This is a genomic window from Actinokineospora sp. UTMC 2448 (assembly GCF_024760565.1).
Taxonomy (GTDB): Bacteria; Actinomycetota; Actinomycetes; order Mycobacteriales; family Pseudonocardiaceae; genus Actinokineospora; species Actinokineospora fastidiosa.
Map to the genome: position 1 here is coordinate 5391922 of NZ_CP031087.1, position 14161 is coordinate 5406082.

The 14161-nt window shown below is 72.8% G+C and carries 18 protein-coding genes; 5 read left to right on the forward strand and 13 right to left on the reverse strand.

The genetic code is table 11. From position 1 onward, the window contains the following. Positions 1-12: 12 nt before the first annotated feature. The 3 genes from Actkin_RS24590 to Actkin_RS24600 form a co-directional block, all read right to left on the reverse strand. On the reverse strand, positions 13-627 hold the full coding sequence (locus tag Actkin_RS24590; RefSeq protein ID WP_189213356.1) for an anti-sigma factor family protein: 615 nt from the start codon (positions 625-627) through the stop codon (positions 13-15). Positions 628-635: 8 nt separating this feature from the next. Further along, a complete protein-coding gene (locus Actkin_RS24595; RefSeq protein ID WP_229787516.1) occupies positions 636-1127 on the reverse strand; it encodes a sigma-70 family RNA polymerase sigma factor in 492 nt (163 codons plus the stop codon). Between the two features lie 89 nt (positions 1128-1216). Continuing rightward, the gene (locus Actkin_RS24600; RefSeq protein ID WP_189213595.1) at positions 1217-1477 is read right to left on the reverse strand and encodes an acylphosphatase; all 261 of its coding nucleotides are present in this window, start codon (positions 1475-1477) and stop codon (positions 1217-1219) included. A 156-nt stretch (positions 1478-1633) separates the two neighbouring features. On the opposite strand from Actkin_RS24600, the gene Actkin_RS24605 reads away from it, so the two are divergent. Together Actkin_RS24605 and Actkin_RS24610 are read left to right on the forward strand one after the other, a co-directional pair. Beyond that, positions 1634-2161, forward strand: coding sequence for a hypothetical protein (locus tag Actkin_RS24605; protein ID WP_258904413.1), 528 nt, complete (start codon positions 1634-1636; stop codon positions 2159-2161). A 74-nt stretch (positions 2162-2235) separates the two neighbouring features. Then, positions 2236-2922: a CAP domain-containing protein gene (locus Actkin_RS24610; RefSeq protein WP_258904414.1), complete on the forward strand. Its 687-nt coding sequence runs from the start codon at positions 2236-2238 to the stop codon at positions 2920-2922. Here the strand turns inward: Actkin_RS24610 and Actkin_RS24615 are convergent. The 6 genes from Actkin_RS24615 to Actkin_RS24640 form a co-directional block, all read right to left on the reverse strand. After that, entirely contained in the window at positions 2919-3599 is a 681-nt protein-coding gene (locus Actkin_RS24615; protein WP_189213359.1) for a response regulator, read from the reverse strand. The two genes, Actkin_RS24610 and Actkin_RS24615, sit on opposite strands and share 4 nt — an antisense overlap. A gap of 34 nt (positions 3600-3633) precedes the next feature. Next, positions 3634-4497 (reverse strand): bifunctional DNA-formamidopyrimidine glycosylase/DNA-(apurinic or apyrimidinic site) lyase, encoded by an 864-nt coding sequence (gene mutM / locus Actkin_RS24620; protein WP_258904415.1) that lies wholly within the window; start codon positions 4495-4497, stop codon positions 3634-3636. Next, positions 4481-5227 (reverse strand): ribonuclease III, encoded by a 747-nt coding sequence (rnc, locus tag Actkin_RS24625; RefSeq protein WP_189213361.1) that lies wholly within the window; start codon positions 5225-5227, stop codon positions 4481-4483. Before rnc ends, mutM begins: the two co-directional genes overlap by 17 nt. 3 nt (positions 5228-5230) lie before the next feature. Next, positions 5231-5413: a 50S ribosomal protein L32 gene (rpmF, locus tag Actkin_RS24630; protein ID WP_189213362.1), complete on the reverse strand. Its 183-nt coding sequence runs from the start codon at positions 5411-5413 to the stop codon at positions 5231-5233. Positions 5414-5459: 46 nt separating this feature from the next. Then, a complete protein-coding gene (locus Actkin_RS24635) occupies positions 5460-6038 on the reverse strand; it encodes a YceD family protein (protein ID WP_189213363.1) in 579 nt (192 codons plus the stop codon). Between the two features lie 85 nt (positions 6039-6123). Next, complete coding sequence (locus Actkin_RS24640) at positions 6124-6834, reverse strand: DivIVA domain-containing protein (RefSeq protein ID WP_189213364.1); 711 nt, start codon at positions 6832-6834, stop codon at positions 6124-6126. Between the two features lie 96 nt (positions 6835-6930). Between Actkin_RS24640 and Actkin_RS24645 the strand changes: the two genes are divergently transcribed. Continuing rightward, entirely contained in the window at positions 6931-7389 is a 459-nt protein-coding gene (locus Actkin_RS24645; protein ID WP_258904416.1) for a GNAT family N-acetyltransferase, read from the forward strand. Here Actkin_RS24645 and Actkin_RS24650 read toward each other — a convergent pair. The 3 genes from Actkin_RS24650 to rsmD are packed head-to-tail and all read right to left on the reverse strand — an operon-like array spanning position 7364 to position 9621. Further along, entirely contained in the window at positions 7364-8485 is a 1122-nt protein-coding gene (locus Actkin_RS24650) for a hypothetical protein (protein WP_258904417.1), read from the reverse strand. The two genes, Actkin_RS24645 and Actkin_RS24650, sit on opposite strands and share 26 nt — an antisense overlap. A 59-nt stretch (positions 8486-8544) precedes the next feature. Beyond that, a complete protein-coding gene (gene coaD, locus Actkin_RS24655) occupies positions 8545-9027 on the reverse strand; it encodes a pantetheine-phosphate adenylyltransferase (RefSeq protein WP_189213367.1) in 483 nt (160 codons plus the stop codon). A gap of 30 nt (positions 9028-9057) precedes the next feature. After that, on the reverse strand, positions 9058-9621 hold the full coding sequence (gene rsmD / locus Actkin_RS24660; RefSeq protein WP_258904418.1) for a 16S rRNA (guanine(966)-N(2))-methyltransferase RsmD: 564 nt from the start codon (positions 9619-9621) through the stop codon (positions 9058-9060). Between the two features lie 140 nt (positions 9622-9761). Between rsmD and Actkin_RS24665 the strand changes: the two genes are divergently transcribed. Continuing rightward, positions 9762-11840: a HelD family protein gene (locus Actkin_RS24665; protein WP_258904419.1), complete on the forward strand. Its 2079-nt coding sequence runs from the start codon at positions 9762-9764 to the stop codon at positions 11838-11840. 314 nt (positions 11841-12154) lie between these two features. On the opposite strand, the gene Actkin_RS24670 is transcribed toward Actkin_RS24665, so the two are convergent. Continuing rightward, a complete protein-coding gene (locus Actkin_RS24670; RefSeq protein ID WP_189213370.1) occupies positions 12155-12907 on the reverse strand; it encodes an ArsR/SmtB family transcription factor in 753 nt (250 codons plus the stop codon). A gap of 59 nt (positions 12908-12966) precedes the next feature. Here Actkin_RS24670 and dinB point away from each other — a divergent pair, with 59 nt between their 5' ends. Next, the gene (dinB, locus tag Actkin_RS24675; protein ID WP_258904420.1) at positions 12967-14160 is read left to right on the forward strand and encodes a DNA polymerase IV; all 1194 of its coding nucleotides are present in this window, start codon (positions 12967-12969) and stop codon (positions 14158-14160) included. Position 14161 lies beyond the last annotated feature (1 nt).

Sequence of the window (14161 nt, forward strand, 5' to 3'; positions counted from 1 at the left end):
CGTGGCGATCGACTAATCGGGTGGCGTGATGTCTATCACGATGTTGTCGCCGCTGATGACCTCGACCTTCGCGATCGCGGACAGGTCGAACGACGTGCTGCCCGGGATCTCCTCCTCGGCGGTGGTCCCGGCCGCCCACCAGCCCGCGGTCTCCCGGCTGCCGTCCCTGGCCCGCACCACGAGCTTGCACGGCTTGCCCGGCGGCACGTCGCGCATGCGGATGCTCAGCTCGGTGCCCCACGGCCGCTGCGTCAGGTCGACGTAGGCCCGGATGCCGCTGGCCGGGTCGTGCGCCGACCAGGTCACCATGTCGGACTTCCTGCCGAGGGTCTGCGCAGCCACGATCCCGGCGAGGGCGATCACGACGGCGACCGCGGCCACCAGCACGGGCAGCCTGGCCCGCCGCGCGGGCGCGGCGGGCGCCACCGGGACCGGCTCGGTGATCGGCGCGTCCGGCTCCGGCTCGGCGAAGTCCGCCTCCTGCACGCGCTGCAGGAGGCCGGGCAGCGGCGCCATCCGCAGCAGCTCGGACTCGCAGACCGGACAGCCCGCCAGGTGCGCCTGGACCACCGCGCGGTCGGCCGGGTCGAGCGCACCGAGCAGGTAGGCGCCGACATTGGTGATCATGGGACAGCTCACGGCTCGGTCACCCCCCGTTCCTCCAGCGCGTCGCGCAGGGCGCGCAGGGCGTAAAAGGATCTGGACTTGACCGTGCCCGCGGGCACCCCGAGCACGGCGGCGGCCTCGGAGACCGTGCGGCGCCGGTAGAACAGCTCGACGATGACGCTGCGGTGGTCCCGGGAGAGGCTGCGCATGGCCTCGGCGATCTGCCAGCCCTGCAGCACGCGGTCGAACTCGTCGGGGTGCTCGACGCGCAGCGCGTCGGAGCCCTCCATGGGGATCTCCGTGGCGCGGGCGCTCTGCCTGCGGTACCCGGAGATGACCAGGTTCTTGGCCACGGTGTAGAGCCACGGGCCCGCGTGGTCCGGGTGCAGCGTGTCGGCGTTGCGCCACGCCCGCAGCAAGGTCTCCTGCACGATGTCCTCCGCGCGCTGGTGGTCCCCGCCCACGGCGCGCATCGCGTACGCGAGCAGCGGCCGCCGGTACCGGCGGTACAGCTCGCGCACGAGATCCTCTTCGCCTGCGGGCGGTCCCACGCGCGGTTCTACGCCGCGCCGGGCGCGGCGGTTCACCATCCGGTCGAATATGCCCCAGGTCACCGTTCGCGGAACCCGGCCAGGTCGCCCTTGGCGTCGGCCCACTGCTCCACGACGCCGTCGACGCGGCCCGGCGTGCGGCCCGAGGTGAGCGCGGCCAGCATCCGGTCGCACGCCTCCCTCGGCCCCTCGGCGACCACCTCGACGCGCCCGTCCTCGGTGTTGCGGGCCCAGCCGGTGAGCCCGAACTCGAGCGCGCGCGACCGCGTCCACCAGCGGAAACCGACGCCCTGCACGTGCCCGCGGACGAAGGCGGTCATGCGCACGGGCGCGGCGTGGTCGGTCGACACAGGACATATGGTGCCCTAAACGGAGCGTGAGACCGTGTGACACCCGAATGGATGTGCCCAGGTCGGGTGATACCGTCCGGCGCCGAGACGGGCCGCACCCCGGCCCGCGGATGGGAGTCCGCCTGCATGTCCGAGCCTGACGCCCGGGACGAACTCGCCCCGCCCGCCACCGGACGCCTCCGCCACGCCCCGTACGCCGTCCTCGGCGTGTCCGGCGTCGTCGTCTCCACCGTCTTCGCCGCCGTGGCCGCCTTCGCCTCGGGCGGCTCCGACGAGACGGCCCCCGAGACCCCGCGGATCACCCCCGGCGGCGAGGTGCAGGTGACCACGACCGCCACCTTCGGCGAGACCACCTCGGTCACCACCACGCCCACGTCCTCCAGCACCACCACCGGCACGTCGACCACGACGTCCACCACCACCGAGGACTCCGCGGACCCGGTCGACCCGCCGCCCGGCGGCGGCAACGAGCCCCCGCCCGGCGGCGGCGGCGGAGGCGGCGGTGGAGGCGGCCAGCCGCCCACCACGAACCCGACCACGCGGCCCACCACCACGAAGTCGACGACGAAGACGACCACCCCGGACCCGACCACCGACCCGACGACGACCGACCCCACCGCGACCGAGCCGACCAACCCCCCGCCGGGCGACTGACGCCCCCACGGAACGTGACGGGCGTCGCACCCCCAAGGTAGGCGTTACACCCGATCGTGGTACGTTGCCGAACCGTGACCAAAAGTCGTGGCCGCTTAGTCCCGGCGGTGCTGTTCGCCCTGGCAACGGGCGCGGGCACCGCGGGCGTGACGACCGTCCTCGCCGCACCCTCGGTCGAGGACACCACGCCCAGTCCCGTCGCGATGAACCTGACCTCCCCGGCAGGCACCCAGACAGCCCCGCCCTCCACCGCGGCGCCGTCCCCGACCACGGCGGCGACCTCGGCCAAGCCGTCGGGCACCACGACCGTCAAGGCCACGACCACGACGTCGGCCAAGCCGACGACGACCACCACTGCCGCCGAGTCGACCGAGCCGACCACCGAGCCCGCGCTCACCGTCGACGCCGAGGTCCTCGCCATCGTCAACGACGAGCGCGCCGAGAACGGCTGCGCCCCGGTGAAGCTGGACGCCCGCCTGGCCGCCGCAGGGCAGGGCCACAGCGAGGACATGGCGGAGAAGGACTACTTCTCGCACACCAGCCTCGACGGCCGCACCTTCGTGGACCGGGCCAAGGCCGAGGGCTACCGCAGCCCGGGCGCGGAGAACATCGCCCGCGGCCAGCGCACGCCCGAGCAGGTCATGGACGCGTGGATGAACTCCCCCGGCCACCGGGCCAACATCCTCAACTGCGACCTCAAGACGATGGGCATCGGGCTGGAGACCGACGGCTACTACTGGACCCAGGTGTTCGGCTACTAGCCCTCGAACCGGTAGCCCATGCCCGGCTCGGTGATCAGGTGCCGGGGCCGCGACGGCTGGCGCTCCAGCTTGCGCCGCAGCTGGGCGAGGTACACCCGCAGGTAGTGCGTCTCGGTCGCGTACGCCGGGCCCCAGACGTCCCGCAGGATCTGCTTCTGCGCCACCAGCCGCCCCCGGTTGCGGACCAGGATCTCCAGGATCCCCCACTCCGTGGGCGTCAGGTGGACCTCGGCGCCGTCGCGGCGCACCTTCTTCGCCGCCAGGTCCACGGTGAACGTCTCGGTCTCCACGACCGGCGACTGGTCCGCGGCGGCGACCGCCGAGCGGCGGACGGCGGCGCGCAGGCGGGCCAGGAACTCGTCCATGCCGAAGGGCTTGGTGACGTAGTCGTCGGCCCCGGCGTCGAGCGCGGTGACCTTGTCGCCGCTGTCGACGCGGGCGGAGAGCACCAGGATGGGCACGCTCGACCAGCCGCGCAGGCCCGCGATGACGTCGTTGCCGTCCATGTCGGGCAGGCCCAGGTCCAGCACGACGACGTCGGGGTGGGTGTCGGCGGCGGCGCGCAGGGCGCCCGCGCCGTCCGCGGCGGTGACGACGTCGTAGCCGCGGGCGCTGAGGTTGATGCGCAGCGCCCGCACGATCTGCGGCTCGTCGTCGACAACCAGCACCTTGGTCACGACGCCACTATCCCGCCTCCGCCGCGCGCCCGCGCTACCGGGCGGCGCGCGGCCGGGGCTGGCAGCGGGGGCAGGAGAAGGACGAGCGGTTCATGAACGGCTCGCGGCGGATCGCCGTGCCGCAGCGCGGGCAGGGCCTGCCCTCCTGGCCGTAGGCGGCCAGCGAGCGGTCGAAGTAGCCGGACTGGCCGTTGACGTTGACGTACAGCGCGTCGAACGACGTGCCGCCGACGGCCAGCGCGGCGGCCATCACGTCGGTGGCCGCGGTCAGCAGGCGGCCGACGGCGGGGCCGGTCAGCCGGTCGGTCGGGCGCGCCCAGTGCAGTGAGCAGCGCCATAGCGCCTCGTCGGCGTAGATGTTCCCGATGCCGGAGACCACGGTCTGGTCCAGCAGCGCCCGCTTGATCTCCGTCCGCTTGCGCCGCACGGCCCGCACGGCGTCGTCGAGGTCGAAGGCGGGGTCCATCGGGTCCCGGGCGATGTGGGCGACCGGTACGGGCAGCAGCGCGCCGTCGACGGTCGTCATCTCCTCCACCGACAGCCCGCCGAACGTGCGCTGGTCGACGAAGCGCAGCTCGGGGCCGCCGTCGGCGAAGGTGAACCGCACCCGCAGGTGCTTCTCCGCGGGCGCCTCGGCGCTGCTGACCAGCATCTGGCCACTCATGCCCAGGTGGGCGAGCACGGCCTCGCCGGAGTCCAGCTCCAGCCACAGGTACTTGCCGCGCCTGCGCGCGGCCGTGAGGGTCTGGCCGATCAGGCGGCCGACGAAGTCGAACGCGCCGGGCAGGTGGCGCCGGACGGCGCGCGGGTGGAAGACCTCGACGCCCGCGACCGTGCGCCCCGCGACGTGCCCGTCGAGGCCGCGCCGGACGACCTCGACCTCAGGCAGTTCCGGCATCGTCGGGGCGCGGCGGGGTCTCGGAGATCTCCCGCCAGGCCGCCTCCGCGGCCTTCTGCTCGGCTTCCTTCTTGGTGCGGCCGTCGCCGTTGCCGTAGCCCTGGCCGTTCACCACGACGGTGGCGGTGAACTCCTTGCGGTGGTCCGGGCCTTCCTCGCGCACCTTGTACTCGGGCACGCCCAGGCCGCGCGCGGCCGTCAGCTCCTGGAGGCTGGTCTTCCAGTCCAGGCCCGCCCCGCGCAGGGGGGCCTCCGCGAGCAGGCGGTCGAAGTGCTTGTGCACGACCTCGCGGGCGACCTCGATGCCGTGGCTGAGGTAGACCGCGCCGATGATGGCCTCCATGCCGTCGGCCAGGATCGACGCCTTGTCCCGGCCGCCCGTCAGCTCCTCGCCCTTGCCGAGGAGCAGATGCGCGCCGAGCCCACCCTCGCCGAGGGTGCGTGCCACGCCCGCGAGGGCGTGCATGTTGACGACGCTGGCCCGCAGCTTGGCGAGCTGCCCCTCGGGCAGGTCCGGGTGCGTGCGGTACAGGTGGTCGGTGACGACCAGGCCGAGCACCGCGTCGCCGAGGAACTCCAGCCGCTCGTTCGGCGGGAGCCCACCGTTCTCGTAGGCGTAGGAACGGTGGGTCAGGGCGAGGCGCAGCAGCTCGGCGTCGAGTTCGACGCCGAGCGCGGCCAGCAGCGTCTGCGGGTCCTGCGACGGACCGCGGGACGGCTTAGTGCCCACGGGTCACGCGGGCTGGGTGACCTGACGACCGTCGTACTGACCGCACGTCGGGCAGGCGATGTGCTGCGGCTTGGGCGCCTTGCACGCGCGGTTGCTGCAGGTCACCAGGTGCACAGCGGTGGTCTTCCACTGCGAGCGGCGGGAGCGGGTGTTCGAACGCGACATCTTCCGCTTGGGGACGGCCACGACTGCATCTCCTCTGACGTGCTAAAACCTGAAGCTTTCCGATGGGCTAGTGGCCCTGATCCCGCGGGAACCGCTCCTGGAGCGCCGCCCACCGAGGATCTATGGTCTCATGCGCGTGATCCGGCCCGAGTTCGGCCCACTTGCCACCGCAGTCCGGGCACAGCCCGGGGCAGTCCGGCGTGCACAGCGGCGCCGAGGGCACCGCGAGGACGACGGCGTCGCGGACCACCGGCTCGAGGTCGATGAGGTCGTCGACCAGGCGGGCGACCTCGTCGTCGTCGGTGGTCTCGTCGGTGGCGCTGTCCGGGTAGGCGAACAGCTCGGTCACCTCGATCGTCACCTCGTCGGTGATCGGGTCGAGGCAGCGCGAGCACTCGCCAGCCAGCGGGCCGGAGGCGGTGCCGGAGACCAGCACGCCCTCCACCACCGACTCCAACAGCAGGTCGAGCTCGACGGACGCCCCCGTCGGGATGGCGATGACCCCCTCGAGGCCGATGTCGTGGGCCGCGGTCGCCGTGCGCCGGACGGCGCGGCTGGAGCCCGGCCTGCGGCCCAGGTCGCGGGTGTCGATCACCCAGGAACTGGACACCTCGGGCCGGGTGTGGCTCTTGCGGTACTCGGACATGGCTGTGTGAGTCACGGCTTTCGGACGCGGGACAGTGCCGGATACGGCCTGCCCAGGGTACGCGACGGACGCCCGGAGGCGAAATTCAGCGGGTGTAGTCGTACGGGACGGCCGCCACGGGCGCGCCGCGCAGGTGCGTGCGGCCCTTGGACACGGTGCGCAGGGTGTGGGTGAGCAGGTCCTCGAACTCGGCGAGCTTGGTGTCGACGTACTCGTCGCACTCGGCGCGCTGGCGGGCGGCCTCGTCGGCAGCGGCGTCGACCGTGCGCTGGGCCTCGGCCTGCGCGGCGGCGACGACCTCGGTCTGGGAGACCAGCCGCTGCTGCTCGTAGCGGCCCTCCTCGACGGCGCGCTCGTAGGACTCCCGGCCCGCCTGCAGCATCCGGTCGGCCTCGGCCTGGGAGCGGCCGACCAGGTTGTCGTACTCGGCGCGCCCGGCGGCCACCGTGCGGTCGGCCTCGGCGCGGGCGTCGGCGACGAGCCGCTCGGCGTGCGCGGTGGCCTCGGCGACCAGGCGCTCGGCCTCGGCGCGGGCGTCGGCGACCATCCGCTCGGCCTCCATGGCCGCCTTGCTCAGCTTCTGCTCGGCCTCGTGCTCGGCCCCGCCGACGATCTCCTCCTTGCGGTCGAGCACGTCCTGGGCGTCGTCGAGCTCGGCGGGGATGGCGTCGCGGACCTCGTCGAGCAGTTCGAGCACGTCGCCTCGGGGCACGACGCAGCCGGAGGTCATCGGCACGCCCCTGGCCTCCTCCAGGATGGTGACCAGCTCGTCGATGGCCTCGAAGACCTTGTACATCGACTCCTCCTCGCCGCGACGGACTCCCGCCGTCGATTCTGCCGTGGTCGCGGGGCCGGGGCGGGGAGATCGCCGGGGTGTGTCAGGCTCGGTCCCGTGATCCGCACCGCCGGCGCCGCCGACGTCCCCGCCATCGTGGCCCTGCTCGCCGACGACCCGCTGGGCGCGGCCAGGGAACGCCCCGGCGACCCGCGCTACGCCGCCGCCTTCGCCGAGATCGCCGCCGATCCCAACCAGGTGCTGGTGGTGGCCGAGCGCGGCGGCGAGGTCGTCGGCACGCTGCAGCTGACCTTCACCCCGGGGCTGTCCCGGCTCGCCGCGCTGCGCGCGACCATCGAGGGCGTGCGGGTGCGGTCCGACCAGCGCGGGGCCGGGCTGGGCCAGGAGCTGGTCGAGTGGGCCGTCGAGCGCGCGCGGGAGCGGTCGGCGGCGCTGGTGCAGCTGACCACCGACCGGTCCCGCCCCGACGCGCACCGCTTCTACGAGCGGCTGGGCTTCGTCCCGAGCCACGTCGGGATGAAGCTGGACCTCAACCCAGCAGCCACGGACCGGTGAAGCTCAGCTCGTAGGGCGTGTCGACCGGGACGCCCGCCGCGTCGTGGCAGCGGACCTTGATCCCGCCCGCGCCCCAGTGGCCGACCGTGCAGAACTCGGCGTCCCAGCTGCTCGACTGGACGTGGACGGTCCCCCCGCCGAGGTTCACGTTCGTGAGCCGCATCGTGTAGTCGCCCGTGCCCTGGCGCGTGCCGGTCGCGGTGCCGCCCTGCGTGACGTGCAGGTAGGACGCGGCCGGGGTGTACGACGCGGCGTCCTCGTCGTGGGCGAGCAGGTGCGCGGACTGGTGGCCGTTCGGGTTGCAGCAGCTTTCCAGGCCCAGGATGTTCGTGCGGTCGGTGAAGGTGAGCGTGAACCGGGTATCGACAGGCTCGCCCGCCGCGGTGAAGCAGCGGACGCCGACGGTGATCTCGGAGCGGGAACCCTCGTCCCAGCCGAAGCCCGGGACCTTGCACCGCTCGGACCCCGAGCCGTACGCGGTGGCGACGGCGTGCCCGCCGCGCACCTCCCAGCCGATCTCCGGCAGGTGCACCTTGTACGTGCCACGACCGAGCCGGGTGATGCGGTTGGCGAAGCCCTCGGAGTTGTGTTGGTAGGTGCGGGTCGGCGTGTAGTCCGCCGCGGTCGGGTTGTCGGCCCAGACGTAGGCGCCGGGGTAGGTGCGGCCGTGATCGAAGCCCGCCCAGGACGTGCGGTTGGTGTAGCTCGCGGTGAACCGGGTGTCGGCGGGCGCGCCCGCGAGGGTGAAGCACCGGACGGTCACCAGCTGGTCGGACCCGGACACGTGCCATCCGCTGACCTTGCAGTGGTTGGTCCCCGTGCCGTACGCGGTGGCGTGGGCGATGCCGCCGGTCACGCCGAGGGCGGTGAAGCGGACCTCGTAGACGCCGGTCCCCGCTCTCCTGATGGTGTTCCGCACCGCGGGCCCGGTGCTGTTCATCTGGTACCCGGCCGACGGCGTGTACGAGGCGGCGGTCGGCTGGTCGGCCCACACGTAACCCGCGCCCCGCGCGCCCGCCGCCTGGGCCGTCCCCGCGGGGACCACGGTTCCGACGAGCACGGCGGCCACCACGGCGGCGCGTGTGGAAATGCGCATGTTCTCCCCTTTGTCTCGGTCGGTCGGGAAGATCGACGCGCACCGGGCGGGGAAGGTTGTCAGGCGTTCTCGGCGAGCCTACGCAGCAGTCGCTTGTGGACGAGCTCGGGCAGCAGGTGGGAGACGTCGCCGCCGTGCGCGGCGACCTCCTTGACCAGCGAGCTCGACAGGAAGCTGTTGACCGGGCTGGTGGGCATGAACAGCGTCTCCACGCCGGTGAGGCCCTTGTTCATCTGGGCCATCTGCAGCTCGTAGTCGAAGTCGCCCGCGACCCGCACGCCCTTGACGATCGCCTGGACGTCGTGGGTGGCGCAGTAGTCGACCAGCAGGCCGTGCCAGGAGTCGACGCGGACGTTGTCGAGGTGGCCGGTGATGTCGGCGAGCAGGCCCATGCGCTCGTCGACGGTGAACAGGCCGCGCTTGTTCTTGTTGATCGCGACCACGACCACGACCTCGTCGAACAGGCTCGCGGCGCGCTCGAAGACGTCCAGGTGACCGTTGGTGGGCGGGTCGTATGAGCCGGGGCACACAGCGCGGGTCATGTCGCGGACGGTAGCAGCCGGACACCCCCGTCACCGGGTGGCGGTGATCACCGCCCAGTGCAGTTCGGTGTCGCCGTACGCGCGCGTTCTGGTCGACTCGAAGCCGGGCGGCCACGCGGGCTCGCCGGAGCGGCGGTCGCGTTCGATCACGACGGTCGCGCCGTCGGCCGCCCAGCCGTTCCCGACCAGCGCGGTCAGCACGGCGGCCAGCTCGGCCTGGCCGAGCGCGTACGGCGGGTCGGCGAACACCAGGTCGTAGGGCGCGGGCGGGGGCTCGGCCAGCACGGTGGCCACCTTGCCCGGCCGCACGTCCGCCCCCGGCAGGCCGAGCGCGGCGGCGTTGTCCCGCAGCACCTTGACCGCGGTGCGGTCGGACTCGACCAGCGTGGCCAGCGCGGCGCCGCGGGACAGCGCCTCGAAGCCGAGCGCGCCGGAGCCCGCGTAGAGGTCGAGCACGCGCGCGCCGTCGAGGTCGAGCGCGGCCTCCAGCGCGCTGAAAAGCGCCTCGCGCACCCGGTCGGCGGTGGGCCGGGTGCCCTTGGGCGGCACCGCGAGCCTGCGTCCACCCGCCACACCCGCGACGATCCTGGTCACGGCCCCATCGTGCCGGATGCTCCACGTGGACCAGCCGCGCGGGTGACACGGGGCACAGTCGGCCACGCGGCCGATTCATCGGGCGCGGGGACCGCGTAGTCTCGCTTGTCCGGTCGGAATCGAGCAGGGGGGACAGCGGGGTGTCGGAGACCTCTGTCAGAGAGGCCGAGATCGCCGTAGAGCAGAAGCACTTGGACGTCGTCTACGCACGGGTCGCCGAGATCCGCGACGACGCCGAGGACATGCGCACCAAGGGCGACCAACTCGCGCACGGGGCGCGCAACGAGGCGGTGTTCGAGCAGGCGGCGATGCTGTTCGAGCGGGACGTGATGGTGCGCCACGCCACCCAGATCCTGCGCACGCTCGACGCCGAGCACGAGGGACTGGTGTTCGGCAGGCTGGACTCGACGACCGGCGAGACCCAGTACGTCGGCCGCCTCGGCGTGCGCGACGGCAACTTCGACAACCTCGTCACCGACTGGCGCGCCCCCGCGGCGGCGCCGTTCTACCAGGCCACCGCCGAGCACCCGATGGACGTGGTGCGCCGCAGGGTCATCCGCTCGACCGGCAAGCAGGTCGTGGACATCGACGACGACCTGCTCATGCCCGACGCCCGCGCGGAGAGCATGGCGGTGGTGGGCGAGGGCGCGCTGATGGCCAGCCTCACCCGCGCGCGCGGGGAGAACATGCGCGACATCATCGCCACCATCCAGAAGGAGCAGGACGTGGCGATCCGCGCGCCGTGGCGCGGGGTCACCGAGATCACCGGCGGACCGGGCACCGGGAAGACCGCGGTGGCGCTGCACCGGGTGGCGTACCTGCTGTACCGGGACCGCAGGCGGATGGGCGGCAGCGGCGTGCTCGTCGTCGGGCCGTCGCCCGCGTTCACCTCCTACATCTCCCGCGTGCTCCCGTCGATGGGCGAGGACAGCGTGGAGCTGCGCTCGCTCGGCGAGGTGCTCGACGGCGTCAAGGCGGTCCGCAACGACAGCGCCGAGGTCGCCGCGATCAAGGGCTCGCTGCGGATGCGCCGCGTGCTCAAGCGCGCCATCCGCGACGCGCCCGCCGACGCGCCGGACGAGCTCCGGATCGTCTACAAAGGCCAGGTCCTCAAGCTGGACGCGCGCGAGCTCGCCGTCGTCCGCCGCGCTGTCCACAACGGACGCCGCCCGCCGAACCAGTCCCGGGTCGACGCCGCCGAGGCCCTGCTGGAGGCCCTGTGGCGCAAGGCCGACTCCTTCGGCGACTTCCCGGCCACCCGCGCCGAACTGCTCACCGACCTCGGCGAACGCCTCGACTTCCACCGCTTCGTGGTCGTCTGGTGGCAGCTGCTGACCCCGATGGACGTGCTGCGCTCCCTCGGCGAGCGCCGCAGGCTGGCCGCGGCGGCGGGGAAGGTCCTGACCAAGCGCGAGGTCGACCTGCTCGCCGCGTCCTGGTCGGACCTCTCGGCAGGCCCGTCGGTCGCCGACGTCGCCCTCCTGGACGAGCTGCGCATCCTCCTCGGCAGGCCCCCGCGCCGCCGCCGCAAGCACGCCGACCCCGAACCCCCGCGCGGCACGAACTACGACGAGTACGCGCACATCGTGGTCGACGAGGCCCAGGACCTGTCCCCCATGCAGTGGCGCATGGTGGGCCGCCGAGGCCGCTACGCCAGCTGGACGGTCGTCGGCGACCCGGTCCAGAGCTCCTGGCCGGACCCGGAGGAGGCCCGCCGGGCCCGCACGGCCGCCCTCGGCGGCCCCACCACCGAACACCGCCGCTTCGCGCTGCGCACGAACTACCGCAACTCCGCGGAGATCTTCGCCCTGGCCCACAAGGTGGTCGCGGACATCGCCACCCCGGAGGAGCTGCCGCACGCGGTGCGCAGCACGGGCCAGGAGCCCCAGGTCACCGTGGTCCCCCAGGACACCTTGATGTCCGCGGTGGTCGACTCAGTCCGAACCCTCCTCGCTGAGGTACAGGGCACCGTAGGCGTCATCACGTCAACGTCCCGCGTAGAGGCCGCACGAGCCGCGGTAGCAGGCGTGGACGACGACCGAGTCAAGGTAGCCGACGGCCTGGAGTCCAAGGGCCTCGAATACGACGCAGTGGTCCTGGCCGAACCCAACGAACTCATCACAGAGTCCTTAACAGGCCCCAGAACCCTCTACGTGGCCCTGACCCGAGCCACCCAACGCCTAACCGTGGTGACCACAAACCCAACCTGGCCAGCGTAACCAGCAGCCCAGCTCAAATCCGAAAGCAGCGCAACCACCCACGAACGCAACACGCCCCACGAGCACTGTCCGATGGGGTGGACCCGCATTCGTGGGGAGCGAAGCGTCGCTACCCTCGCTCGGGCGCGGACGGCTTCGCCGCTCCGCCGCTTCTCCGCGCCCGCGACGCTTCGCTTAGGGGCCCCGCGAATGCGGGTCCACCCCATCGGACACCACGAAGCAAATCGCGAAAGCGCGTCACCCCCAAGGGAGCGCCTACCCCGGCAAGCGGCTGACCGCGACGCCAGAAACCAAGGGCAAGGAAGGCGAACCCCTCACCCGCCGTACATCAACGACCCCGGCGTAGTCAGCGTCTCCCCCGTCTCCAGCCACGTCTTCAACCCCGACAGGATCATCGGCCACCCGCCGTAGAGCTCGTCGTTCGCCCCCTCCCGCAGCTCCGAGTGGGTCACCGTCAACCGGCACGAGTCCTCGACCTGCCCGATGTCCCACGTCACCTTCGAGGTCCCCTCCGACTTCACCTCATCGCTCCACAACGCCCGCAAGGTGTGCACCAGCTGCGCGGGCGGGTCGGCCGAGATGACCTCGCCCTCCCCCAGCAGCCCCGCCCCCGGGTGGCTCATCTCGATGCGCGCCCCCGGCGACCAGTCCTCGGTGATGCGCACGCCGAACTGGTACTTCGCGCGGATGTCACTGGTCGTGATCGCCTCCCACAGGCGCTCGGGCGTGGTGCGGATGTAGATCTCGAAGACTCGTTCCATGGTGCGCTCCAGGGATTCCTTGAGACCCGTGAGCCCGGCGGCCCAGGGTTCGGCGTACTTGCTGACCCAGCGGTCGTGGATCAGGCGGATGGGGATGGGGTTGAGGTAGTGGACCTTCTCCCGGCCTCGGCGTCTCGTCACGACGAGCCCGGCCTCCTCCAGCAGCTTCAGGTGCTTCATCACCCCGAAGCGGGTCATCGGCACCCGGGCCTCCAGCGCGCTGAGCGTCTGGCCGTCCTCCCGGAACAGCTCGTCCAGCAGGCCGCGGCGGGTCGGGTCGGCCAGCGCCTTGAACACCTCGTCCACGCTATCGAGCTTAGGTGACTAAAAGGTCACGTGTCAATCCGGTCACCGGATGCGAACATATGTTCGTGTCGACCGACGGCCCGATCCTGCACGCCGACCTGGACGCGTTCTACGCCTCCGTCGAGCAGCGCGACGACCCGCGCCTGCGCGGCAGGCCGGTGATCGTCGGCGGCGGTGTGGTGCTGGCGGCGTCCTACGAGGCCAAGGCGCGCGGCGTCCGCACGGCGATGGGCGGCCGCCAGGCCCGGGCGCTGTGCCCGGACGCGATCGTCGTGCCGCCGAGGATGTCGGCCTACTCGGCGGCGTCCAAGGCGGTGTTCGAGGTCTTCGCCGCCACGACCCCGCTGGTCGAGGGCATCTCCATCGACGAGGCGTTCCTCGACGTCGGCGGCCTGCGCCGGATCGCGGGGTCGGCGGCGGTCATCGCCGCCCGCCTGCGCGCCGAGGTCGCCGCCGCCGTCGGGCTGCCCATCACGGTCGGGGTGGCGCGGACGAAGTTCCTGGCCAAGGTGGCCTCCGGCGTCGCCAAGCCCGACGGCCTGCTGGTCGTCCCGCACGACGGCGAGCTGGCGTTCCTGCACCCGCTTCCCGTGGAGCGCCTCTGGGGCGTCGGCGCGGTGACGTCGGCGAAGCTGCGCGACCACGGCATCGGCACCGTGGGCCAGGTCGCCGCCCTGTGCGAGGCCGAGCTGGTCGGGATGCTCGGCCGCGCGGCCGGACGCCACCTGCACGCCCTCGCCCACAACCGCGACCCGCGCCCGGTGGAGGTGGGCCGCCGCCGCCGGTCCATCGGCGCGCAGCGGGCACTGGGCTCGCGGCAGCGCGGCCACGACGAGCTGGACGCGACCCTGGCCGCGCTGGCCGACCGGCTCGCGCGCCGCCTGCGCCGGGCCGACCGGGCCTGCCGCACCGTGACCCTGCGGATGCGCTTCCGGGACTACACCCGCGCCACCCGCTCCCACACGATCGCCGAGGCGACCACCGACACCGCCGTCATCCTGGCCGCTGCCCGCGACCTCTTCGCCGCGGCGTGGCCGAGGATCGCCGCCGACGGCCTCACGCTGATCGGGCTCGCCCTGTCGAACCTGGAGAACTCCGACGCCGTCCAGCTGGCGCTGCCGTTCGACCGCGGCGGCCCCGTGCTGGACTCCGCCGTCGACACCGTCCGGGACCGCTTCGGCACGACGGCGATCACCCGGGCGGCCCTGCTCGGCCGGGACCCGGGGATCTCGGTGCCGCTGCTGCCCGACTGAG